This is a genomic window from Streptomyces sp. NPDC052052 (genome assembly GCF_040680455.1).
Lineage (GTDB): Bacteria > Actinomycetota > Actinomycetes > Streptomycetales > Streptomycetaceae > Streptomyces.
The window spans coordinates 1-23,331 of the sequence record NZ_JBFAWU010000045.1; the positions used below are offsets into that span (position 1 = coordinate 1).

Here is a 23,331-nt window from a genome sequence, read left to right on the forward strand (position 1 = left end):
ATCGCCGGCACCCTCGGCAACCCCGGACAGGCCAACTACGCAGCCGCCAACACCTTCCTGGACGCACTCGCCCAGCACCGGCACACCTCCGGCCTGCCCGCCACATCCCTCGCCTGGGGCCTGTGGTCCGAGACCAGCGGCATGACCGGACACCTGGACAAAGCCGACCTGGCCCGTATGTCCCGCCTCGGACTCACCCCGATCAGCACCCAACAGGGCCTCGACCTCTACGACCACGCACTCACGGCCGCCGAACCCGTCCTGTTGCCCGTCCCGCTCGACATGACCGCGCTGCGCAGACACGCCAGGCAAGGCACGCTGCCGCCGCTCCTGACCGGTCTGGTGCACACCACCGTCCGCCGCGCCGCGGCCGACGCGGACGTGGCGGCACCAGCCTCGCTCGCCGCCGACCTCGCCGCCGTGCCCGCGGCGGAGCGGTCGCAGCGGCTGCTGGATCTCGTGCGTCGCCAGGTCGCCGCGGTCCTCGGCCTCACCGGGCCCGAATCGGTTTCGCCGGGCAAGGCGTTCAAGCAGATCGGCTTCGACTCCCTCACCGCCGTGGAACTGCGCAACCGGCTCAATACTGCGTCGGGACTGCGCCTGCCCGTCACGCTCGTCTTCGACTTCCCCACGCCCACGGCACTGGCGGAGCGGCTGCTCCTCGACCTCCTGCCGGACAACGGCACGGATGCCGCCGGTCCCGCTGACGTTCAGTCGATTCTCGCCGGCCTGGAACGGCTGACCGCGGCCGGAGCCGACGTGCCCGACCCACAGACCAGGGACCTGCTGGCGGCCCAGCTGCGGGAGGCTCTGCAGTCCCTGGAGGCGATCGGGGCCGGCGGCCCCGCGGACGAGGCCGTCGGCGCCACGATCGACCAGGCCACCGACGACGAGATCTTCGAGTTCATCGACTCGGAGCTCGGCCTCTCCTGAGGCCAACCCCCGACCGCGCAACCAGAGGAGCCCGAATGACGGAAACGAGCGAGAGGGTCGTCGTCGCCGGCGGCGGCCCCACCGGCCTGCTGCTGGCAGGCGAACTGGCGTTGGCGGGTGTCCAGGCCGTCGTCCTGGACAGGAGAGAGGGGATCGAGGAGTTCTCGGCGGGCATGGCGATCCACAGCCGTTCCCTCGATCTGCTGAGACTGCGCGGCCTCGCCGACCGCATTGCCCCGGGCGACATCTTCACATGGCCGCGCACGCCCTTCGGCTTCCTGTGGCTCGACCTCACCGAGGTCGACGAGCGCGAGTACACCCACGCGTATCCGCAGTGGCGTGCAGAGCGCCTCCTCGAAGAGTGGGTCACCGAACTGGGCGTGGAGGTGCGCCGGGGCAGCGAGGTCACCGGATTCACGCAGGACGACGCCGGGGTGAGTGTGCACGTCCGGGCGGCGGACGGACCGTACCGGATCAGCGGCCGCTACCTGGTGGGCTGCGACGGCCCGGACAGCGCGGTGCGCCGCGTGGCAGGCATCCCCTTCCCCGGCAGCGGCAAGAGCTACTACGGGGTGCTCGCGGACGTCGAACTGACCGGCGGCGACCACGACTTGTTCGAGAGCGGACTGCACGAGAACGGTGTCTTCGGAGCCCTGCCGCTGCGGCCGGGCACAACCCGGCTGATGACGATCGAGTTCGACACCGAGCCCGATCCGGATGCCGGTCCCGTGACCCCCGAGGAACTTCTGGCCTCTGTGGGCCGGGTCCGGGGGCGTGAAGTTGAGATTGCCGCCACCCATTTCTCGTACCGCTACGGAGGCCGCACGAGGCTGGCCGAGCGGTATCGGGAGGGCAACGTCTTTCTGGCCGGCGAGGCCGCGCACCAGCTGTTCGTCTCCGGGACGCAGGGCCTCAACACCAGCCTGCACGACGCGTTCAATCTCGGCTGGAAGCTGGCCGCCACCCTGCACGGCTGGGCGCCACCCGGCCTGCTCGACACCTACCAGGCCGAACGGCACCCGGTCGGTGAGCTCGTCGCCCGCCACTCCCGGGCCCAGATGAGCCTGATGCACCCGCTGGCCGAGATGACGCCGCTGCGGGACATGCTCAGCGAACTGATCCGGTACGGATCGGTGAACCAGTACCTGATGGAGGCGACCGCTGCCTTCGGCTACCCGTCGGCGGGTGCTGTCCTGGCCCGCGACCCGGTCAAGGGCGAGCCGCACCCCCTGACCGGCTACCCCGTGCGCGACGTGGCGCTGACCACGAAGGCGGGTGCGACCAGCGTCGGCGCGCTGCTGCGCGGCGGCCGTGGCGTGCTGCTCGACCTGACCGGCGGCGCGGAGGCAGGTCCGTGGCCCGACGGCTGGGCGGACCGGGTGGACATGGTGACGGCAGAGCCGGCACCGGAGATCGGGGCCCCGGCGGTGCTGCTCCGCCCCGACGGGCACATCGCCTGGGCCGGCGGTGGGGAATCGGACGGCAAGGGAATCGAATCCGCGCTGCGGACCTGGTTCGGCGAACCGGGCGCGCCCGCGACGGGAAGGGAATGAAGATGGCGGACACGGCTCTGGACGGGAACACGCCCAAGTGCCCGGTCTCGCTCGAGGAGCGGACCCGGTCCTGGAGTCTCTACCAGCCCTGGCTCCAGCAGGACCCGGTCTCCCACTGGGAGAAGATGCGCGAAGCCACCCCGATCGCCCGCTCGGAGGAGGCCGGCGGCTTCTGGATCCTGACCCGGTACGAGGACATCGAATGGGCGGCGCGCACCCCGGAGATCTTCTCCAGCGCCGAACTCGCCATCCCGCACCGACAGATCTTCCCAGGGAAGCAGATCCCGATCCAGCTCGACGGCGAAGAGCACCGAAAGTGGCGCCAGACTCTGTCGAGCCTGTTCAACCCCGGTGTGGTCAATCACTTCACGCCTCACATACGGCAGGCGGCGGTGGACGCCATCGCCATGATCCAGGGCCGCGACTCGTGCGAGTTCGTCTCCGCGTTTGCCGTCGCTCTGCCCGCCGAGACCTTCCTCATCAACTTCGGGATCGGCCGGGAGTACCTCAAGCCCCTGCTCGACCATAAGAACTGGCTGCGCCGCGAGGGTATCCCCAACGCCCGCACCGACGAGGAACTGCGCGAGGCGAACCAGCCCTTGTGGACCTTCTTCAGCGACGCGATCGACCGGCGCAGGGCGGAGGGAACCGAGGGCCGTCGCGACGTCATCAGCCAGATGCTGCGCACTACTTATGACGGCCGGCCGCCGACGCAGGATGAGATGGTCAACGCTCTTTTCGTCTCCATGCTGGCCAGCCTGGACAGCACGACGGCCGCGCTGAGCATGGTGTTCGACTATCTGAGCAGGCACCCCGAGACACAGAAGCTCATCGTCGCCGAGCCGGAGAAGATCCCGGCCATCGTCCAGGAACTCATCCGCCACGAGCCGGTGTCCTCCACCGGGCGCCTGGTCACCCAGGACGTGGAACGGCACGGTGTCACGATGCGCAAGGGAGACCGGGTCCTCCTGGCGTGGGGCATGTCGGGTCTGGACCCGGATGTCTTCGAGAACCCGCACGAAGTGAACTTCGATCGGGAGACGACCCGTCAACTGGCCTTCGGTGTCGGTCCACACCGATGCCTGGGGATGCACGTGGCCCGCCGCATCATCCAGATCGCCTTGGAGGAGTGGCACGCCCGCCTGCCGGCCTATCGCCAGGCTCCGGGCAGCCGGCCGATCCGGCACTACTCGCCGACCCGCGGCCTGTTCAACCTCGACCTCGTCTTCGACGAGGCCGCCCCGATCGCCTGAACCCGAGGATGAAGGCACAGAAGCCCGAACGGAAAGGACCGTGAGAATGAGAGGCCGTGTTGAAGAGGACCTGTGCATGGGCCACGGCATGTGTGCCGCGCTGGCTCCTGGGGTCTATGAGGTGAGCGATCTCGGCACGAACGACATGGGAGAGTTCGTGGTGGTGGCCGGGGCAGAGGATGCCGCGCGGCGCGGTGCCAGGGCCTGCCCCGAACGGGCCATCCTCCTGGAGGAGGAAGTGCACTCCGGCTGACCTGGCCCTGTCGGGGATCTTGGTCGCTGCCGCGCCAGCTGATGGTCGCCAGGAATGGATCCGCGGAAGGCTTTGCTGGTCGAGGTAGTACTGGAAGGCTGTCGGTGGCCGTGGCGACGCCTCTTCGCCGGGGGCTGTCGGCTGAGGCGTTCGGTACAGGCTCCGGCGTTCCAGTCCGGTGTGGATGCCGGGCAGGACCTGGCGGATGTCGTGGCCACATCTGTGATCACGTTGGGGCCGTCGCCGGAGCAGGTATCGGTCACATGCGCGAGGAATCCCGTCCAGCGGGTGACCTGCCCGCGGCGTGCACAGCGGGCGGTCGGGTCATAGGGCGAGTCGATCCGGTTCGCCGAGGGCGGCAGACCGCTGCCGTCGTCGTCGCGCCGGCGCAGGCGGCCGGCGGGGTCCCTCCCAGGAGTAGTTCTGCAGCAGGACCTGCCACAGGACCTGGACCTTCGCGCCGCCGAGCAGGGCCGGGTGGCTCCGGCTGAGGTGTTCGAGCAGGGTGCGGGCGTCTTCGCCGGTGGTGGTGATCCTGGTCTTGGGCCGGGTGGGGTTCTTGTCCAGGCGTACCGGTCGGCCGTAGCGGCGGCCCCAGTCCTCACCGACCAGGCCGTCCAGCGCGTGGCCGGCGGTGTGGGCGGTTCTTCCAGGGCCGCGCGCACGGCCTTTGTGACCAGTTCGAGGCGGGTCAGGTCGCAGATGGTGGCCACGACGTGGGTGGGGTCGGTGCGCTGCGTGGTGCGCTCGGGGACCAGGCCAGCCCCGGCCACCGGGGATTACGGCCTTTCTCCTGCGCATACGTCCGGGGCCACAATGGAGACCACCGTGGCCCCGGACGTGCCCCTCCGCGGTCAGCCCATTTCGGCTATGAGGTGCACAAGCGCGGCCCGTGAGTTGATTCCCAACTTCCGGTAGATCCGTGTCAGATGGACTTCTATGGTCCGCGGACTGAGCCGGAGCTGCTCGGCGATCTCTCGGGTGCGCTTCCCGGTTCCCGCGATGACGGCGACCTGGCGTTCGCGGTCCGTCAGCAGTGACAGCCGTGTCGTCGTCCTCGGCTCGGGCGTCGCCGGCGCCGGGACGGACCGCGGTGGGTTGCCGGGGCCCGGTGGTGTCTGCGGGGCACGCCGCACGGGCGGGGGCTTCGGCAGCCGGATCCTCTGTTCCACGATGCGCTTCTGCAGGGCCAGGGAGCCGCTCCGCTGGGCGAGTTCGTAAGCCCTTTCCAGCAGGGCGAGGGCGCGCAACGGGCACCTTGCCTCGGCGAACCGGGGCGCGGCAAGCAGCAGCGTGCGGGCCTGCTGCCCGGTCATCCCGGCTCTCGCGAACAGCCGGGCGGCCTCCTCGTAGCGTTCGGCGGCCTGCCGCGCCGCCTCCGGACCGGTCAGCACGTGCGCCCTGGCGGCCAGGGCGTGAGCCCGGTGGCCGGGCGATGACAGCCTGGCGGCGGCCTCGGCCCGATCCGCCCAGCGAGGATCGGGGCGTCCGGCGCGTACCGCCGCCTCCGCCAGCATCTCGCAGGCGAGTGGGCGCAACGCGGCTGGTGCGCGCAGCAGTCCGGGCTCGCCGAACGCAGCGATGACCGTCGTCGCCCACTGTGCAGGATCGGCGCAGTCGCGCACCGCGTCAGCCAGCCACAGCGCCGCCGAGGTGTGCCAGTCACCGTCGTGAGCGATCGGCTCCAGCACCACCGCCATCAGCTCCTCGCCCAGCATCGCGGCCCGCTGCGCGGCCCCGCTGTCGGGCGCGGTCTGCGCGGCGATCGCCGCTTCAAGGGCTGCGGCGAACCGCACCGCGCGGGCGGAGCCGGTGCGTGGGGCCACGTGCTGGGCGCTCTCGGCGGCTCGTCGGGCCTCTACGAACCGGCCTGACTGGTGGCATGCGGCGGCGAGTTGGGTGAGCAGAGTGGGCAGCAGATGTGTCTCGTGGGTGCGCTCAGCGAGCATCACGCTCCGCCGCAGATGATGCTCAGCCTGTACCGGCCGGCCCAGCACGCACTCGGCCCAGCCCAGGACCCCGAGGTACTCTGGGTGCCCGGCCAGCAACGTGTCGACGAGGGCGTCGGCCGCCTGCGCGCACGCGTCGACGACCGCCCTGGCCTCGGCGGACTGTCCCAGCGTCACCTGGCGGACAGCAAGCAGGCACAGCGCACCCAGCTCCACGGCCCGGTCGCCGCTCCGGCGGGCCCACTGCACCGCGATGCGCAGCCGGTCCGCGTCCGGCAGGGCACCGGAGACGCAGGCCACCAGTTCCCGGGTGACCGACAGCAAGGCGGCCGACCCGGCCGCCTCGTCCGTGTCGGGTTCGCCCACCTGCCGGACCTCGGTGCTCAACAGGTGGCCGGCACGATCGTGTCGGCCAAGTGAACAGTCGAGGAGCGCAGTGTGGACGACCATCCGTACGCGCGGGGCGCGAGGCTCGGCCGGGACCAGCGCGAGCATCTCGTCGCTCACTTGGACGGCGCCCCGCGTCGCGTCGGCAAGGCCCTGGGCGCGGGTCAGCGTCATCAGGAGGTCGACTCGCTCGGCCGAGTACTCATCTCCCTCGGGCACCGCGCGCAGGGCGAGACGGATCCAGCGGACGGCCGTCGCGGGGTCGGCGGCCATGATCTCGTGCGCCGCCTGCGCAAGCACCTGACGGTGCTCGTCGCCGGAGGCGGGCGGCACCTCTTCGAGCAGCGGAGCCAGCTCCACCGCGGGGGTGCCCGTCCTGGCCCGCATGGCGACGATCCTGCCGCGGGCCGCCCGGCGCCAGCACGAGTCGGTGTCCCTGAACGTCACCTGACGCATGAGGGGGTGACGGAAAGCCAGCTGGTGGCCGGGGCCCGCGGCACGGAACAGGTCCCGCTCGCACAGGCGTGTGGTGGCGCGGCAGGCCCGGTCGGGATCCATGGTGGCGACCTCGATCAGGTCCTCCAGGGCAAAGCGGCTACCGAGCATGGCCGCCGCCGAGATGATCGATGTCTCGTCGGCGGTGAGCTGGGCCAGCTCGGCAAGGAGCCGGCTGGAGAACCAGCCGGGCGGCAGGCCCTGGGTGTCGAAGACGGCGTCCGCCGACTGCTGCGCCGACTCCGCCAGCGCCTGCAGATAGAGCGGGTTGCCGTGGCTCTCCCGGTGGAGTCCAAGCAGCTTCTCGCTGTCCTCACGCAGTCCGGTGAGGTATGCGCTCTCGGCGAGCGAGAGCGAGGGGAGGTCGATTCGCCGGGCCGTGCCGAGTCCGACGGCGTGCCCGAAGGCATTGTGCAGCCGCAGGGAAGATTGGCGCGGCCGGTGGGCGACGACGAGGATCAGTGGAGCGTTCACCGGCCAGCTCAGCAGGTAGTCCACCACTTCCAGCGTCCCCGGGTCGGCCCACTGCAGGTCGTCGATCAGGAGTACGAGGCCGGACCTGGCGTGGTCCTGCAGCAGGTGACGCAGGCGGTGCAGCATCAGACAGCGGGAATCGCCAGGATTGCGCCGGGGAGGGGCCGGAACATCATCCGTTGACGAAATGGCCAAATCGCGCAGAAGGGGTAATAGTTCACCTAACTGTTTGTCGGAACACTTCGCAGGGTTGACGTTGAGCAGCTGCGCAAGCGCCCGAAAGGGATGGCTCTGGGTGACGGTGGTGCAGCAGGTACGGAGCACCTGATACCCCTGCCGCCGCGCCTCGTCCGCGAACCTCGTCAGCATCCGGGTCTTTCCGGAGCCAGGGTCACCTACCACCTCCACGACGAGGCCGCCCGTGTCTTCCAGGTTTTCCAGAATGGTGGTGAACTGACACATTTGGCCAGCCCGGATATCGCAGAACTGTTCCCGACTTTCACTTATGACACCTGCCGAAACCACAGTTTGCATTCCCTTCAACACCGCCCTCCACCCAACACTGGACCCCGCATTTCAAGCGGGCTTCAGTCATCCGAGTGTAACTTGCAGGGGCTTGCCGGGTGTGAAGCAGTGGCACATATCACGGAGGTCACCGGTTTTTCGGAATGATTCCATCCGCATACCGTGAGGGGGTTTTCCAGGTTTATTTCTTTATCGTGAATTCTTGCCGGCATGGCTTGCAGAAACTTCGATGTCGAATTCAGGCCGCGATGGCGTGATCCAGCGCTGGGTCCGACAGCAGGATGGCCTGACGAAGCTCGTTCAGCGCGCGGCACGGCATGATGCCGATCTCGGTGTCGAGCTTGGTCCGCACGGATTCGTAGGCCATCAGGGCCTCACTGGTGCGTCCTGAGCGATAGAGGGCCAGCATCAGGAACTGGTGGAAGGTCTCCCGCAGGGGGTGTTCCAGCGTGATCTGGTAGAGAGGGGCGACCAGTTCGCGGTGGGCACCCCGGGCCAGATCCGCCTCGAACAGCATCTCGGTGCACTCCAGCCTGGCCTCCTCGGCCCAGGTGGAGAAGGACTCGATGGTGGGACCCCCGCGCAGATCGCCGAGCACGTCGCCCCGCCACAGGCCAAGCGCCGCGGAGAAGGCGCGGGAGGCCTCGGTGTGCCGCCGGGCCCTGGCGTGTCCACGTCCTTCGTGCACCAACTGCTGGAACTCGTGCACGTCAAGCGTGGAGTCGCCCAGCTGGAGCACATATCCGGGAGCGCGAGTCACGATGGAGCTGGGGGTCTCGCCCAGGGCGGTGAGGAACTTGCGCAGCTGGGAGATGTAGACGTGGAGGGTGGCGATGGCGCGGCGGGGCGGGTCGTTCTCCCAGATCTCGGTGATCAGATGGGAGGCTGACACGATCTGTCCGCTGCGTATCAGCAGGGTGGCGAGCAACGGTTCGATCTTGCGTGCCCCGAGGGCAGCCACCTCGTCCCCGTCCGTTACTCGCAGGTTGCCCAGGATTTCATAACGCATCTTGCATCCCCCTATGAAGACGAAGCGGCCGAGGCCGTGCGTGTCCCTGTGGATCCGCCTTCATTGCCGGACCCGCGGTAGCTCTTTTACTCAGCGACGTGATGTTCAGGTGCGCAGCGTCGCGTACCCGCCATCGTGATACAGCAGTGGCTGCCCCTCCTTGCCTTGCTGCGCATGAACCGGCTCCGCGATCACCAGGGTGTGGTCTCCGGCAGCCACACGGCTGACCACACGGCAGATCAACAGCGCCAGCACGCCGTCGAGGACGGGTACCCCCTCGGGGCCCTGATGCCAGGACGCGGGCGCGGCGAAACGATCCACGCCGCTGCGTGCGAATGTCGCGGCCAGCGTCTCCTGCTCCTCGCCCAGGAAGTGAACGCCCACGTGACGCGCCGCGTTGACGACCGGCCAGGAAGAGGCGGTGGCGCTGATCCCGAAGGTGAGAAGAGGAGGGTTTACCGACAAGGAGGCCAGCGAGGTAGCGGTGAATCCGACAGGATGAGCGCCCTGAGCGGTGACTATGGTCACTCCGGCCGCATGTCGGCGAAACACGCTGCGGAACAGGGCAGATTCCACCAACACGGGGCGATGGCCAGTCAAGTCTCCTCCAGGAATACGTGTCACCGGACGGGCGCCGCGCTGCGGTGTCCGTCCGGTGCCGATGCTGCCAGGTCTCGATGGCGACGCCATCAGGGAAACTACGTACCATGCGAAACGATCTCAGCGAGGGGTGCGCACCTCGCTCTCCGCTCCGGGCGCGGGCGCGGGCACAACGGCGACCTGGGCGGCCCTCAGCTTCTCTTGCCGGCTCGCACTGTCCTTGCGGGAGCGTGCAAGGTGCCGCACTGACGGGCGCTCCACGGTGGTGTAGAGGACTCCGGCCACTACCACGGACACTGCGAGCAGGAGCACCAGGATGCCGATCGCACCGGGCGTGCTCCAGGTGCGATCAAGGCCCAACACCCGGTGTCCGTAGGTGAGTACCAGCTGATGGATCAGGTAGAAGGCGAACGACGCCTCGCCGAGCCACAGCACTGTGCGACCCCGGAACGGGGAGCGCCGGGCCTCGATGTCGGCGACGGCGCCTGCGGCGACTAGCAGCGCGAGCGGAACGACGCTGACCGCAACGATGGTGTAGAGGATAGGGGTGTACTTCATGGCGACGAAGGCCGTGAGAACGAGCAGCGCGGCCGGGCCCATGCCGAGCCGGACAGAGCGCCCCGAGCGGACGACGAGTGCCATAACAATACCGAGGACGAACTCCAGGATCCGGGCGGGCGGGAAGCCGTACACGAACCAGAAGCGGGGGAATGACTCGGAGACCGGCGGAGGGAACATCGGGGTGCCGGGGAGCAGTTGGGCGACGAGCGGCAGCATGGCGATGGCGGCGACCACGAGCGCGGCCGCCGTCCACAGGTGCCGGGCGGGGATCCGCCGCAGCAGGGGCAGCAGCAGCGGGAAGAGCGCGTAGAAGAAAACCTCGCACCCGAGCGACCAGGTGGGGGCATTGACCCCGAGGAAGGTCGGGATGTCCGGCACCCAGGTGTGCACGAGCAGCAGGTTGGGCACCAGGATGTCGGCCTCAACAGCCTGGTCGGTGATGCTCAGGCACAGCCAGGCGAGGAGTACGGCCACCACGGTGCTCGGATAGATCTTGGCCGCGCGGCGCCGCCAGAATCCGGGGACGGTGTCGCCGGGCCGGGCCGACCAGGTCAGGACGAAGCCGCTGAGGATGAAGAAGAACGAGACGCCGAGATATCCAGCGCCCTCCACGACGCGGGCGTACCTGCTGTCGGCATCTGGGTCGGCGAAGAGATGCTGGGCAGAGGCATGGCCGAGGAACACCATGAGTGCGGCGATGAACCTCATGCCGGTGAGCGTGGGAAGCCGGCTGCCGCCGGCCACGGGAGCGGTCGCTGTCATGGCGGTCTTGTACCTTTCGCCGTTCGTGGCGAGGCGGATGGCTCGCTTCCGTGCAGGATCCCGACTCCTGCTGAGGCGGTGCTTAGCGGTGACTTAAACAGGCACGTAAGCTGAGGGGGTCTCCGATTTTCGGTCTCATGCCGTGCGGAGCCCGTCGGCCGTCACTGACGAGGGGAGTTCTTCCAATGGATGCGACCGAGACGTCCACCGCGCGGCGTCCCAGGCGCGCGGACGCGCGCCGCAACTACGACCGGCTGCTCACCGCAGCCAGAGCGGCGTTCGCCGAACACGGCACCGACGCGTCCCTGGAGGACATCGCCCGCCGTGCCGGCCTGGGGGTCGGCACGCTGTACCGGCACTTCCCGACCCGCGACGACCTGCTGGAAGCCGTCTTCCACGACTCCGTCGAGGACCTCCAGGCGCAGGCTCTGGCCCGTCTCGACGACCCGGAGTCCGGCGCCGCCCTCATGGACTGGCTGCGAGCCGTCGCCGAGCACGCCACCACATACCGGGGGCTCGCTGGCTCGCTGATGACCACCATGCTCGGCAAAGCGGCGACGCAGCCCTCCGACTGTCACCAGCGGCTGCTCGCCGCCGGGGAGGCGCTCCTGGTCCGGGCGCAGGACAGCGGCGCCGTCCGTGCAGACGTCGAGATCGCCGATCTGCTCAGGCTGGTCAACGGACTTGCATGGGCGGCCCGGCGCTCTCCGACGGGCGCGGACCGCACGGACCGACTGCTCGACCTCGCCCTGTGGGGCCTGGTGCCGCGCTGACGGCTCCGGACATGGCTGAGCAGGTCGGGGACTGGAGCGGTGGCTGATGCCCCGTTTCCGTGCCCCGCCGCTTCAGACCGGACCTGCGGTGCTCCGGCATCCGGCTTCCCGGCATCGTTCACCTGCTGGCATGCGCGTCGCCACGTGCACATCCCCGGTCGGGCGATAGACCCGAGCCGACTGATCCACCCGTAGGTACGGGGGCGAGGTCCGGCCCCGCAGGCCGTGTCTCCGGCTCACGAAGATCACCAGTCGGCCGTGGACGCTGCCGCCGCCCGGGCAACGCACCTCACGCGAGGCGACTGGAACAACCTGGCCGTCGGGGAACTGCGACTGACCGGCGCCAAGGACATCGCGGCCGGATTGCGCCATGGTGCCCGCCATGCGCGACGCCCGCTCGCCCTTCCGGATCTCGCGTGATCACGAACCGGAGTTCGTGCGACTACGCCGAATCCCTGGGGTGCCCCCCGGCTCGCGATCAAGCAATGCACTGGGTCGTCGCCGCGTTGCCGGAACCGATGCCCCACCGGCCCTGCCGATCAGACGGGTGCCCTGCGGACAAGTGGCCGCTTAGGCCGCCTTTAGGGATCCTCCCGAGACTGCTGAAGACACCGTCCTGGGCCAGAAGCGCCCACCGCTACGGGAGCCCGGGAGGGACCCTCTCCGTGAACACGCCGAACGTCCGTCCGTCCCCGCCCGCGCGTGAACGTCTGCACACCCTCTACTTTCTGGCCGGGATCCGAGCGTTCTCGCCCGTTCACCTGGACACCGAGGTCGAGATGGACGCGGTCCTCGCGCATCGCGCCAGTACGGCGGCACAGACGCAGCGCTACTCCGTGGTCAGCTATGTGCTGTACACGGCGGCACGGGTACTCAAGGAGCATCCGCACGCGAACGCTGCGATGCGGGGCCGGTTCCGGCCGCGCGTCGCCGAGTACGCGTCCGTCAACGGGAAACTCGCGTTGGACGCGACACTGTCCGGACGCCGGGTGGTGCTGTCCGCGGTCTTCCCCGGGCTCGACCGGCTGAACCTGGACGAGATCCAGCGTCAGGTAAACCACTACCGGGACGGGGACGCCGACACGCTGCCCGATTTCGCCGGTGTGCGCGCCCTGCACAAGGTGCCCCGCTGGATCGGCAGCCGGCTCTTCCGGCGCACCGTGGGACCGCTGTCGGCACGGGCGGAGCGGCTCGGCACTTTCTCGGTCTCCTCGCTTGGCCACCGGCCCGTGGACGGGTTCCATTCGGTCGGCGGCACCACCGTGACGCTCGGCGTGGGCCGCATCACCGACCGGCCCGTCGTGCGGGACGGGGCGGTGGTCGTCGCACCTGTCATGCGGCTCAGCCTCACCTTCGACCACCGGGTGATCGACGGTGCGGAAGCCGCGGACGTACTCGGCGAGATCAAGGACGGTCTGGAGGGCTACGAACCCACAGAGGGAGCAGGATCGTGAACGACATCACGGAACTCAAGCAGTTCATCACAGTCCATGCCAAGGCCCAGGATCTGCCGCAGGAGCTGTACGAAAGCGTTCTCGGGCAGGTGAGCCACGACGGGCAGGGGCCCGGTTCCTGGGTCCACGAGTGGTCGGCGGCCGGCGAGCGGCTCGAACGGGACGACTCCCAACTGCTTCCGGCCTTCCTCTGCCACAACATGGCCCGGTTCCCCTTCGTGGACGGGCCCGCGCGGAGGGACGCCGACCGGGCGCGGCTCGCCGTCTTCGAGCGGTGGCGGCAGCAGCAGGCCGACATCGAGGCGGTCCATGTCACCTCGGACGGCGGGGAGTTCCGGGCGTGGGCCAGCGGGCTGGACACTGCCGCGAAGAAGAAACTGCTCGTCGTGATGGGCGGCATCGTCAGTACCAAGGAACAGTGGGCGCCGATCCTCCTCAAGGCCGAACTGCTCGGTATGGCGATGGTCGTGACGGAACTGCCCGGGGTGGGCGAGAACACGCTGCCGTACGACGCGGACAGCTGGCGGATGCTGCCCGCGCTGCTCGACACGGTCGCCGACCGGGCCGACGTCACAAGGACCTACGCGGTAGCCAACAGCTTCAGCGGCCATCTGGCGCTGCGCACCGCCGTCCGCGACGAGCGCCTGCGCGGCATCGTCACGACCGGCGCCCCCGTCAGCGACTTCTTCACGAACGCCGAGTGGCAGCGGCAGTTGCCCCAGATCACGGTGGCCACCCTCGTGCAGCTGACCGGCACCGAGCCGAAGCGGCTGTATGACGTGCTGCGCACCTGGGCGCTGACCGACCAGGAGCTGGCGGCCCTGGAGATCCCCGTCGCGTACACCGTGAGCCTGCGGGACGAGATCATCCCCGTCGGCGACATCGACGTATTGAAGAAGCACGTCCGCGGGCTGAGCCTCAACGAGTTCGACGACGTCCATGCCTCACCTGCGCACGTCGAAGAAACCATGCGATGGACCGTGGAGTCCCTGATCGGGATGCTCGCTGCCGCCACGTCGGCATGACATTCTCCCCCACACGCCACCACTGAGAGAGGCGACAGGATGGACGTCGCAGACATTCATATACTCTCGGTCGGCACCGCGCTCCCCGGTTCTCCGGTGGACAACGCGACGCTGGCCGGGCACTTCGGCATGGGCGACATCTGGGAACAGTGGATCGACGCGTTCGTCGGCACCCGTACCCGGCACCTCGCGGTCGACCTGGAATCCGGTCGGGTCAGCCACTCGCTGGCTGACCTGGGGGAGACCGCGGCACGCCAGGCCCTGGAGCGAGCCGGGCTCGGCCCTATCGACATTGATGTGGTGGTGCTCAACACCGCCACCCCGGACCAGCTCATGCCGACCACCGCGAACATGGTCGCGGACCGGCTCGGCATCAACAACATCCCCACCTACCAGGTGCAGTCCGGGTGCTCGGGCGCCGTGCAGGCCATCGAGCTGGGATGCCTCCTGCTGCTCGCGGGCGGCCATCGCACGGCGCTGGTCATGGGTGGCGATCTCTGCGCCCGTTTCTTCGATCCCAAGACCGACCTGAACACCCTGCCACCTGGCGAGCTGGTCAACATGGTGCTGTTCGGGGACGGCGCGGGAGCTGTGGTGCTCAGCACGGAGCCGGTCCCCGGCGCGACGGTGCTGCGCTCGCCGGTGAGCCGGTTCACCGGCCTCGGGCGGGCGCCGGGGCAGGCCCTCGAGTGGTTCGGCGCCACCGACCAGGACGGCAGGCCGTTCGCGGTGGAGGACTACAAGGCCATCGAGGAGCATGTGCCCGAGATGGCAGCCGACGTCCTTGACGAACTCCTGGACGAACTGGGCTGGGATCGCAGTGAGCTGACCCATCTGCTGCCACCCCAGCTGTCCGGGAGGATGACCCGGACGATCATGGATCGGCTCGGCGGCCTGCCCCTGAAGGAGATCAGCTGCGTCGCCGACACCGGCAACACCGGCAACGGTCTTCCCTACCTCCAGCTCGAGCGCGCCGTTGCCGAGATGGGCCCCGGCGACCGGGCCATCGGGATCGCGATCGAGTCCAGCAAGTGGATCGTCTCCGGCTACGCGCTCGAAAGGCTCTGACCCGTATGCCTCAGGATCTGTCCGAGCTGCACCGGCAGGGTCGCGTCGCCGCCGAGTACCCGCGAGTGCGCACCCTGCTCGCCGAGACGGACGATGCCGGGCTGCGACGCGCGGGGCAGCTTCTGGCCCGCACTGCCCCAGACGATGTGCTGCGGGAGCACCCTGATACCCCCGTGGTGTCCGTGGCCGTCACCGGCAACAGCGTCGTGTCCGGGCTCGTCGCACCTCTGACGGCCGAACTCGCCCGGCACGGGATGCTGTTGCGGCCGCACGTCGCCGACTTCAACTCCTACGTCTTCGACCTCTCCGACCCCGAAAGCGGGCTGTACTCGGCCGGGGCCGACCTGGTGGTATGCGCGCTGGACGCCGGCGTCGTCTTCGACGAGGTGCCCGTCCAGTGGCGCCCCGACGACGTCGCACGCGTCTTTGCCGGCAAGGTCGACCTGCTCGCCGAGCTCGCCTCGGCTTTCGCCTCCGTGGGGCGCGGCACCCTGGTGGTCAACACCCTGCCGCTGCCCCGCGACCGGATGGCCGAACTCGTCGGCCACCGTGATCGCGCGCTACTCGGTGCCGTGTGGCGGGAGGCCAACGCGCGGCTGCTGCGGCTGGTCACCGACCAGCCCTCGCTGGTGGTCCTCGACCTGGAGCCGCTGCTCGGCACCGGGCTCCCGCTGCGCGACGCCCGCCTCGGCACGTACGCCAAGACCCAACTCTCCCCAGAGGTGACCGGGCGTTATGCCCGTGAACTGGCCCATCTGATCCGCGGGTTGTCGGGTCGGGCGAAGAAGGCTCTCGTCCTGGACCTGGACAACACAACCTGGGGCGGGGTCCTCGGGGACGACGGGATCGAGGGCATCGAGGTGGCGGGCAGCTACCGCGGTGAGGCATTTCGAGCCCTGCAGCGCACGGCCAAGCAGCTCGCCGGCCAAGGCGTGCTGCTCGCCGCCGTCAGCAAGAACGACATCGAGTCGGTGATGCAGGTGCTTCGCGAGCACCCCGACATGACACTGCGCGAGGACGACTTCGTCCGGATCGTGGCCAACTGGGCACCCAAGCACGAGAACCTGCACGCGCTCGCCGGCGATCTCAATCTGGGCATCGACAGTTTCGTGTTCGCCGACGACAGCGCGTACGAATGCGGCCTGGTGCGCCGGGAACTGCCCGAGGTCACCGTGCTGCACCTGGACGACGATCCCGCCCTGCACGTGGAAAGGCTCCTCGCGGACGACTGGTTCGCCGTGCCGGACGTCACCACGGACGACCTCAAGCGCCCGGAACGCTACCGCGAGGAGCTGGTCCGCAAGGACTTCCTGGACAGCTTCTCCTCGCTCGACCACTATCTGCGCGAACTGGACGTGACCGTCGAACTGGCCACGGCCCGCCCGGCTGACCTGGCCCGGGTCTCCCAGATCACACTGCGCACCAATCAGTTCAACCTCACCACGCGACGGCTGCAGCAGACCGACGTCCAGGCGCTCGCGGACTCTCCCGACGTCCAGGTGCTCACCATCCGCTCCAGCGACAGGTTCGGCAACAACGGCGTGGTGGGGGCCGTCTTCCTGGCCGCCGAAGGGCCCGTATGGCGTATCGACAACTTTGTGCTCAGCTGCCGGGTGTTCTCCCGCGGCATCGAGCAGGCATGCCTGAGCGCGGTGCTCGAGCACGCCCGCGTCCACGGCGCGCGGGAGGTCGTAGGCAGCTATCGGGCGTCCGGGAAGAACGGCAAGGTACGCGACTTCTACGCACGCAACGGCTTCGTGGCGCAGCCCCGGGCAGCAGGTGCCACTGCCGACGACGGACTGGTCTTCCGCCATGACCTGGCCGAGATCGCCGGACCGCCCATCCACGTCCGGCTCACCCGATCCATCGAGGGCCCGAAAGGAACCGACCGTGATGACCATTGACCAGTTCGTCGACCTGGTGGGGGACGAGACCGGACTGCCGGTCACCGTCGACGACGCGGCGCTCGGCTTCGATCAACTGCCAGGCTGGGATTCGCTCCAGCTGCTCGTGCTGCTCACCGCACTCGAGCGCGAGACGGGTCGCCGGATCTCTCTGCCCCAGGTGCTGGAGTCGGGAAGCCTGGCAGACATCTACCACGTGCTGACGGCGGGGGCATGACCGTCGGCGCGGGACGCACCCCGTACGGCACCACGTACGTGCTGCCGCGACAGCCGGACCCGAGCTCGGCCCGGATCCGGCTGCTGTGCTTCCACCACGCGGGCGGAGCCGCGTCCAGCTTCGTCGGCTGGCAACGGGCGTTTCCCGCCGATGTGGCGGTCGTGCCCGTACAGTTGCCCGGGCGCGAGCACCTGGCCGTCCGGCCCGCCCACCGCGAGCCGGACGCGCTCCTCGCCGACCTCGACACCGAGCTCGGCCCGCTGCTCGAGCTGCCGCACGCCTTTTACGGCCACAGCATGGGCGGCCTGATCGGGTACGCCCTCGCGGACCACCGGCATCGCAGGGGCGCGCGAACACCGGAGTTGCTAGCGGTGGGCGCGATGCCCCCGCCACACCTGGAATGGCCCGTCGCAATGGTGCGGGACGCATCGGACGCGGAGCTGATCCAGTGGATGATCGAGGTGGGCGGGATCCCCGAGCTGGTGCTGCGGTACAGGGAATGGCTGGCCACGGCCGCCGCTCTGCTCCGCGCCGATCTGCTACTCGGCAGCGGCCTTTCGGAGTGGGCGCACGACAGCTCGCCACTGCCCTGCCCGATCCATGTGCTCGCCGGCTCCCAGGACCCCCTCCTCACCGCGGAGGGAGCGGCCGCGTGGGACCGCTACACCGACGCGGGCTGTCGGGTGCACATGATGCCCGGCGGCCATTTTTTCACCAGGAAACACAGCGGAGCGGTCACCGGGCTTCTCAGCAGGCTGCTCGCGCCCTCCTCGGCAAAGGAGTTGAGCGCCCGTGACGGGCAACACAGCTGACACCGAGACCACCGACAACGAAGCCAAGCTTGTCGCTTATCTACAGCGGACGACGGTCGCCCTGCACGAGACCCGCCAACGGCTGCGCGCGGTTCAGGAGCGGGACCGGGAGCCGATTGCCATCACCGGCATGGCCTGCCGCTTCCCCGGCGGGGTGCGCAGCCCTGAGGAGCTGTGGGAGCTCGTCGCGAGCGGCACCGACGCGATCGGTCCTTTCCCCACCGACCGCGGCTGGGACGTGGAGAAGCTCTACAACCCCGACCCGGATGCGGTCGGTACGTCGTACACCCGGCAGGGCGGATTTCTTTACGACGCTGCCGACTTCGACGCCGAGTTCTTCGGTCTGAGCCCTCGGGAGGCGGCGGCCACGGACCCGCAGCAGCGGCTGCTCCTGGAGACCTCCTGGGAGGCGATCGAACGGGCCGGAATCGACCCCGTCACGCTGCGCGGCACCGGCACCGGTGTGTTCATGGGGGTCATGTACGACGACTACGCCAGCAGGCTGCGGCCCGTCCCTGACGGGTACGAAGGGTACATCGGCAGCGGCAGCGCGGGCAGCGTGGCCTCCGGACGGATCTCGTACACACTGGGCCTGGAGGGCCCCGCCGTCTCCGTCGACACTGCCTGCTCCTCCTCCCTCACGGCACTGCACCTCGCCATCCGCGCACTGCGCGCGGGCGAGTGCCCGCTGGCATTGGTGGGCGGGGTCAGTGTGATGTCGACTCCGGGCGTGTTCGTCGAGTTCAGCCGCCAGCGCGGGCTCGCGCCCGACGGCCGCTGCAAGGCGTTCTCGGCGGCCGCCGACGGGGCGGGCTGGAGCGAGGGCGCAGGCGTCCTCCTCATCGAACGGCTCTCGGACGCACAACGGCTCGGTCACCCCGTCCTCGCGGTCGTCCGCGGCTCCGCGGTCAATCAGGACGGCGCGAGCAACGGCCTCACGGCGCCCAACGGCCCGTCCCAGGAACGGGTGATCGGCCAGGCACTCGCCGACAGCGGGCTGACCGCCGACCGGATCGACGCGATCGAGGGACACGGCACAGGTACCACGCTCGGCGACCCGATCGAGGCTCGCGCCCTGATCGCCGCCTATGGGCCGGGCCGCCCCACCGACCGCCCCGCCTGGCTCGGCTCCCTCAAGTCGAACATCGGACACACCCAGGCGGCCGCCGGAGTAGGCGGCGTCATCAAGATGGTGATGGCCATGCGCAACGGAGTCCTGCCGCGCAGCCTCTACGCCGAGCAGCCGTCACCGCACGTCGACTGGTCGGCGGGGAAGGTGAAGCTGCTCTCCGCGGCAAGGCCGTGGCGGCGCGACGGCAACCGGCCGCGCCGCGCCGCCGTGTCCTCCTTCGGCATCAGCGGCACCAACGCGCACGTGATCGTGGAGGAGGCCCCCGCACCGCGGGCGGTTACCGGGGCGACCGAGGACGCCCCCCACGGATCCGCGGCGCCTGCTGTGTTGCCCTGGCTCCTTTCGGGCCGGTCCGCCGACGCGGTACGCGCCCAGGCGGTGCGCCTGCTCGAGAGCACTGCCGGGTCAGGCACCGCAGCCTGCCCGGCCCCGCACCCGGCTGCCGTGGCCCGTGCGCTGGCTACCGGGCGCAGCGCCTTCGATCACCGTGCCGCAGTCGTCGGCCGGGACACCGAGTCCCTGCGCTTCGGCCTGGCCCGGCTGGCCGCCGGGCGGAGCGCGCCCGATGTCGTACGAGGTGTCCGCCGCCCGGGCGACGAGTCCTGCCCCGCCGTCCTGTTCACCGGGCAGGGATCCCAACGCCCGGGTATGGGGCGTGAGTTGTACAACGATCTACCCACGTTCGCCCGCGCCCTCGACGAGACGTGCGCAGCCCTCGATCCGCACCTCGAACGGCCGCTGCGCGATGTCCTGTTCGCAGCGCCCGGCAGTCCGGAGGCCGGACTCCTCGACCGCACCGACTGGGCCCAGCCGGCGCTCTTCGCCCTTGAGGTCTCCCTCTACCGGCTGCTGGAACAGTGGGGCATCCGGCCGAGACAGCTCATCGGGCACTCGGTCGGCGGGATCTGCGCCGCCCACTTGGCCGGCGTCTTCTCGCTCGCCGACGCCGCACGGCTGATCACCACCCGCGGCCGGTTGATGCACAGACTGCCGCCGGGCGGCACCATGCTGGCAGTCCAAGCGTCCGAGGAGGCACTGCTTCCGCTCTTCGAGAAGTTCGCGGGGATCGCCATCGGCGCGGTCAACGGGCCCGACGCGACGGTCCTGTCCGGCGACATGGAAGAGCTGCGCCGAGCCGCCACGCTGCTGCGCAAACAGGGCGTCAAGACCAAGCGGCTGCGGGTCGCTCATGGCTTCCACTCGCCGCTGATGGACCCGATACTGCCGGAGTTCCGTCTGGTCGCCGCTTCGGTCGACTACCACGAGCCGATGCTGACTGTGGTGTCCGACCTGACCGGGGCGGTTGCGGGGCCCGGGCTGCTCACGGATCCCGAGTACTGGGTACGGCACGCCCGCGGCACGGTCCGCTTCGGCGACGGCGTACGCGCGCTGCGCGAGAGCGGTGCCGGAGTCTTCCTGGAACTCGGGCCCGACGCGGTACTCACGCCACTCGCTCAGACCGCCGCGCGGGCCGATGCCGCCGCGGAGCAGGCCGTGTTCGTCCCGGCATTGCGCCGCGACCGGCCGGAGGGCCAGAGCCTGATGGCCGCCGTGGCGCAGTTGCACACCTACGGTGCGGCCATGGACTGGAAAACCGTCCTGGATGGTGCGCCGACTGGCCATGTCGACCTGCCCACCTATGCGTTCCAGCGGCGGCGTCACTGGCTGGACACGGTCGAGGAGACGCCGGGCAGGGGTGGGGCGGCGGGCTCCGGTGCCGCCGACGACGCGTTCTGGTCGGCGATCACAGAATCCGATCTCGACGCGCTGAGCGAGGTGCTGGCACTGGACGCGGAGGACCATCCAGCGCTCCGGTCCATCCTGCCGCAGCTCTCCGCGTACCGGCGCAGCGCCAGCTGGTGGTACCGCACCGGCTGGGAAGGTCTCACGGACGGCGGCGCCGCGGCACTGTCCGGTCACTGGGTGATCGTCACCGGGCCGGACAGCGCCGCGGAGGGCGCCCTCGCGGACTGGGCCGCCAATGCGGTGCGCCAGGCAGGGGCACGGGCCACCGTGGTGGCCAGGCCGGACGAACGGCCCGAAGCCGCCGGCGTGCTGGACGCCGTTGCGCAGGACGGCGGAGCTGACGTCGAGGGTGTGCTGTCGCTGCTGACCGGCGTCGGTCCCACGCTTGAGTTGGTTCGGGAAGTAGCGACTGACCTGCCGTCGGCCCGGCTGTGGATCGGCACCCGTGGCGCCGTGTCCGTGGACGCCTCCGACGGTGCGGGCGACCCGGACGGGGCCCGGCTGTGGGGCATTGGGCACGCCGTCGCGCTCGAACACTCCGAGCGGTGGGGCGGGCTGATCGACTTCCCCGCCCTGCTCGACGACCGCGCCGCCGCCCGGACCGCCGTCGCGCTGGCCGGGCACGGTGGCGAGAACCAACTGGCGGTCCGCGCCAGCGGCAATCACGTACGCCGGGTGCTGCACGCCCCCCTGGGCAAGGGACGGACCGCGCCACGGCAGCGCGTCGACAGCACAGTGCTCGTCACGGTCGACGCGGGCGCGCAGTCGACTGCGGATGCCGGGGCCTTCGACGACCTCGGCCTCTCGGCCGCGCTCCGGCTGGCCAACGGTGCGCGGCATGTCCTCCTCGTCCAGTCCCCAGGTGGCTCCGGGCAGTCCCTGACCGTCGAGGCCGAGGCCGAACTCCTCGCTCTGGGCATCGAGGTGACCGTGGCGACCTGCGACTTCACGGATGTCGCGGCGCTCGCCGGGCTCCGTGACCGGCTGCCGCGGGACCGTCCGCTCTCCGCCGTGGTGCACACGCGAGCGTCGGCAGGCGACCAGCTCCTGGCCGACCTCGATACGGAACAGGCGGCTCGCGTGCTCGACGGCACTACCGCAGCCGCCCTCGCCCTGCACGAACTGACGTCGGGCCCGGACGGGGACGGGCACATACCCACACTGTTCCTGCTGTCACCTGCCACCGCGGGCCCTGGTGCCCGGGGCCGAGCCGTGGATCTCGCCGCGAGCGCATTCCTCGATGCCCTGGCCGAACAACGCCGCGCGGCTGGGCTGCCCGCGAAGTCCGTCACCATCGGCCCGTGGACGCACGGCTGTGCCGGCCACCAGGAGCTGACCGGGGTCCGCCCAGTGCATCTGCCGCTGGTGGTGGCAGCGCTCGCCAAGGACGCCACACACGACTCACCCGCGCTCATCACCGTGGACGCCGACTGGGCGCTGCTCGCCCCGAAGCTCGGCGCGTCCGGACTCGCGCCTCTCCTGCGCCGGCTGCCGGAGGCAGTCGCGCACCTGGATGTCCGGGACGGCGGCTCCGGCACCCACGCCGATGACGAGGCAGCGGGGCTGCCCACGCTGCCGCTTGAGCCCGAGTCACTGCGCCTGCTGCTGGCCAAGTCACCCGCAGGCGACCGGGAACGGCTGCTGCTTCGGCTGGTGCGCGAGCGGACCTCGATCGTCCTCGACCGGGGGGCCCACGACACCGTCGGCGCAGACGAGCGTTTCCTGGACATGGGTTTCTCGTCGTTCATGGCCTTGCAGTTGCGCAACGAGCTGAGCACGGTGACCGGCGTCGAAATCTCGGTGACGGCAGTCTTCGACCATCCGACCCCGAGGGACCTGTCCCGGATGCTCAGCAGTGAGCCGGCCTGGGACCACGAGCAGGTGTAGCCCGCCGAGTCCCCTCCCCCGCTGCCCCCTGCCCCCTGCCCCCTGCCCCCTGCCCCGAACATCCTGATCCTCCGGCCCCGGTACGGGACCGGAGGATCAGAGGTCTCACGGACGAGCGTTGGTCATGACCGGCAGTCCGGGCGGTTGCCCCACAGGTGGGACGTCCACGCCGTGCGGAGCAGACTACGGGAGTGGTGATCATGTCGGCTACGTCGAAGAAGGCGTCGATGCCGGTGATGCGCCGCTCGTAGCGGCGGTCGAGCCGGTGGCCGACGTTCTGCCAGGTGCGGGTGTGCTCGACGTGCCACCGCCGACTCGCCTGGATCGGCCCCCGGTTCGGCGCGGGTCTTCTCCACGTCACAGTGGTGCCTTGGCCGGCGGTCCCGGATCCGCCAGCAGATCCACGGTCGTAGTCGGCTACGGAGAGCCGTGGCGGTTGGCGCCGGCCGAGATGCGCTCGAGGGAGAGTCGGCCTCCAGGACCGGGTCCTGGCGGCTATCCGCAGGGCTCCGGCCCCGACGCCACCCAGCAGGCCGAGCTCTGCCCGCAGTGCCGCACC

At 69.9% G+C, this 23,331-nt stretch carries 17 protein-coding genes; 13 read left to right on the forward strand and 4 right to left on the reverse strand.

Annotated elements, in window-relative coordinates; genetic code table 11:
* The 4 genes from AB0L71_RS32330 to AB0L71_RS32345 form a co-directional block, all read left to right on the forward strand.
* On the forward strand, window positions 1-933 hold a 933-nt coding region (locus AB0L71_RS32330; RefSeq protein ID WP_365250200.1), incomplete at its 5' end, for a KR domain-containing protein.
* Window positions 934-968: 35 nt separating this feature from the next.
* Window positions 969-2,486: an FAD-dependent monooxygenase gene (locus tag AB0L71_RS32335; protein WP_365250203.1), complete on the forward strand. Its 1,518-nt coding sequence runs from the start codon at window positions 969-971 to the stop codon at window positions 2,484-2,486.
* 2 nt (window positions 2,487-2,488) lie between these two features.
* On the forward strand, window positions 2,489-3,739 hold the full coding sequence (locus tag AB0L71_RS32340; protein WP_365250207.1) for a cytochrome P450: 1,251 nt from the start codon (window positions 2,489-2,491) through the stop codon (window positions 3,737-3,739).
* A 46-nt stretch (window positions 3,740-3,785) separates the two neighbouring features.
* Complete coding sequence (locus AB0L71_RS32345) at window positions 3,786-3,992, forward strand: ferredoxin (RefSeq protein WP_365250210.1); 207 nt, start codon at window positions 3,786-3,788, stop codon at window positions 3,990-3,992.
* 854 nt (window positions 3,993-4,846) lie between these two features.
* Here AB0L71_RS32345 and AB0L71_RS32350 read toward each other — a convergent pair.
* From AB0L71_RS32350 to AB0L71_RS32365, 4 genes are all read right to left on the reverse strand, one after another.
* Complete coding sequence (locus tag AB0L71_RS32350) at window positions 4,847-7,831, reverse strand: AAA family ATPase (RefSeq protein WP_365250247.1); 2,985 nt, start codon at window positions 7,829-7,831, stop codon at window positions 4,847-4,849.
* A gap of 229 nt (window positions 7,832-8,060) precedes the next feature.
* Entirely contained in the window at window positions 8,061-8,831 is a 771-nt protein-coding gene (locus AB0L71_RS32355; RefSeq protein WP_365250213.1) for an AfsR/SARP family transcriptional regulator, read from the reverse strand.
* Window positions 8,832-8,936: 105 nt separating this feature from the next.
* On the reverse strand, window positions 8,937-9,431 hold the full coding sequence (locus AB0L71_RS32360) for a flavin reductase family protein (RefSeq protein WP_365250216.1): 495 nt from the start codon (window positions 9,429-9,431) through the stop codon (window positions 8,937-8,939).
* Between the two features lie 120 nt (window positions 9,432-9,551).
* Complete coding sequence (locus AB0L71_RS32365) at window positions 9,552-10,754, reverse strand: acyltransferase (protein ID WP_365250219.1); 1,203 nt, start codon at window positions 10,752-10,754, stop codon at window positions 9,552-9,554.
* Window positions 10,755-10,939: 185 nt separating this feature from the next.
* Between AB0L71_RS32365 and AB0L71_RS32370 the strand changes: the two genes are divergently transcribed.
* From AB0L71_RS32370 to AB0L71_RS32410, 9 genes are all read left to right on the forward strand, one after another.
* The gene (locus AB0L71_RS32370) at window positions 10,940-11,527 is read left to right on the forward strand and encodes a helix-turn-helix domain-containing protein (protein WP_365250221.1); all 588 of its coding nucleotides are present in this window, start codon (window positions 10,940-10,942) and stop codon (window positions 11,525-11,527) included.
* Between the two features lie 258 nt (window positions 11,528-11,785).
* A complete protein-coding gene (locus AB0L71_RS32375) occupies window positions 11,786-11,947 on the forward strand; it encodes a hypothetical protein (RefSeq protein ID WP_365250224.1) in 162 nt (53 codons plus the stop codon).
* Between the two features lie 245 nt (window positions 11,948-12,192).
* On the forward strand, window positions 12,193-12,981 hold the full coding sequence (locus tag AB0L71_RS32380; protein ID WP_365250227.1) for a 2-oxo acid dehydrogenase subunit E2: 789 nt from the start codon (window positions 12,193-12,195) through the stop codon (window positions 12,979-12,981).
* Entirely contained in the window at window positions 12,978-14,006 is a 1,029-nt protein-coding gene (locus AB0L71_RS32385) for an alpha/beta hydrolase (RefSeq protein WP_365250230.1), read from the forward strand. The genes AB0L71_RS32380 and AB0L71_RS32385 overlap by 4 nt, the downstream gene beginning before the upstream one ends.
* A gap of 39 nt (window positions 14,007-14,045) precedes the next feature.
* Window positions 14,046-15,074, forward strand: a complete 1,029-nt coding sequence (locus AB0L71_RS32390; protein WP_365250233.1) for a 3-oxoacyl-ACP synthase III family protein — start codon at window positions 14,046-14,048, stop codon at window positions 15,072-15,074.
* A gap of 5 nt (window positions 15,075-15,079) precedes the next feature.
* Window positions 15,080-16,978: an HAD-IIIC family phosphatase gene (locus AB0L71_RS32395; RefSeq protein ID WP_365250236.1), complete on the forward strand. Its 1,899-nt coding sequence runs from the start codon at window positions 15,080-15,082 to the stop codon at window positions 16,976-16,978.
* Window positions 16,968-17,195, forward strand: a complete 228-nt coding sequence (locus tag AB0L71_RS32400; protein WP_365250239.1) for a phosphopantetheine-binding protein — start codon at window positions 16,968-16,970, stop codon at window positions 17,193-17,195. The genes AB0L71_RS32395 and AB0L71_RS32400 overlap by 11 nt, the downstream gene beginning before the upstream one ends.
* Window positions 17,192-18,007 carry a thioesterase domain-containing protein gene (locus AB0L71_RS32405; protein ID WP_365250242.1) on the forward strand — a complete coding sequence of 272 codons (816 nt, stop codon included), beginning with the start codon at window positions 17,192-17,194 and terminating at the stop codon, window positions 18,005-18,007. The genes AB0L71_RS32400 and AB0L71_RS32405 overlap by 4 nt, the downstream gene beginning before the upstream one ends.
* Complete coding sequence (locus AB0L71_RS32410; RefSeq protein WP_365250244.1) at window positions 17,988-22,772, forward strand: type I polyketide synthase; 4,785 nt, start codon at window positions 17,988-17,990, stop codon at window positions 22,770-22,772. The genes AB0L71_RS32405 and AB0L71_RS32410 overlap by 20 nt, the downstream gene beginning before the upstream one ends.
* Window positions 22,773-23,331: the final 559 nt, after the last annotated feature.

Excerpts from the sequence above, each read along its gene's own strand:
- AB0L71_RS32335 (WP_365250203.1), top strand. The coding sequence starts at position 969 with ATGACGGAAACGAGCGAGAGGGTCGTCGTCGCCGGCGGCGGCCCCACC.
- AB0L71_RS32340 (WP_365250207.1), top strand. The coding sequence starts at position 2,489 with ATGGCGGACACGGCTCTGGACGGGAACACGCCCAAGTGCCCGGTCTCG.
- AB0L71_RS32345 (WP_365250210.1), top strand. The coding sequence starts at position 3,786 with ATGAGAGGCCGTGTTGAAGAGGACCTGTGCATGGGCCACGGCATGTGT.
- AB0L71_RS32350 (WP_365250247.1), bottom strand. The coding sequence starts at position 7,831 with ATGCAAACTGTGGTTTCGGCAGGTGTCATAAGTGAAAGTCGGGAACAG.
- AB0L71_RS32355 (WP_365250213.1), bottom strand. The coding sequence starts at position 8,831 with ATGCGTTATGAAATCCTGGGCAACCTGCGAGTAACGGACGGGGACGAG.
- AB0L71_RS32365 (WP_365250219.1), bottom strand. The coding sequence starts at position 10,754 with ATGACAGCGACCGCTCCCGTGGCCGGCGGCAGCCGGCTTCCCACGCTC.
- AB0L71_RS32370 (WP_365250221.1), top strand. The coding sequence starts at position 10,940 with ATGGATGCGACCGAGACGTCCACCGCGCGGCGTCCCAGGCGCGCGGAC.
- AB0L71_RS32390 (WP_365250233.1), top strand. The coding sequence starts at position 14,046 with ATGGACGTCGCAGACATTCATATACTCTCGGTCGGCACCGCGCTCCCC.
- AB0L71_RS32395 (WP_365250236.1), top strand. The coding sequence starts at position 15,080 with ATGCCTCAGGATCTGTCCGAGCTGCACCGGCAGGGTCGCGTCGCCGCC.
- AB0L71_RS32400 (WP_365250239.1), top strand. The coding sequence starts at position 16,968 with ATGACCATTGACCAGTTCGTCGACCTGGTGGGGGACGAGACCGGACTG.
- AB0L71_RS32405 (WP_365250242.1), top strand. The coding sequence starts at position 17,192 with ATGACCGTCGGCGCGGGACGCACCCCGTACGGCACCACGTACGTGCTG.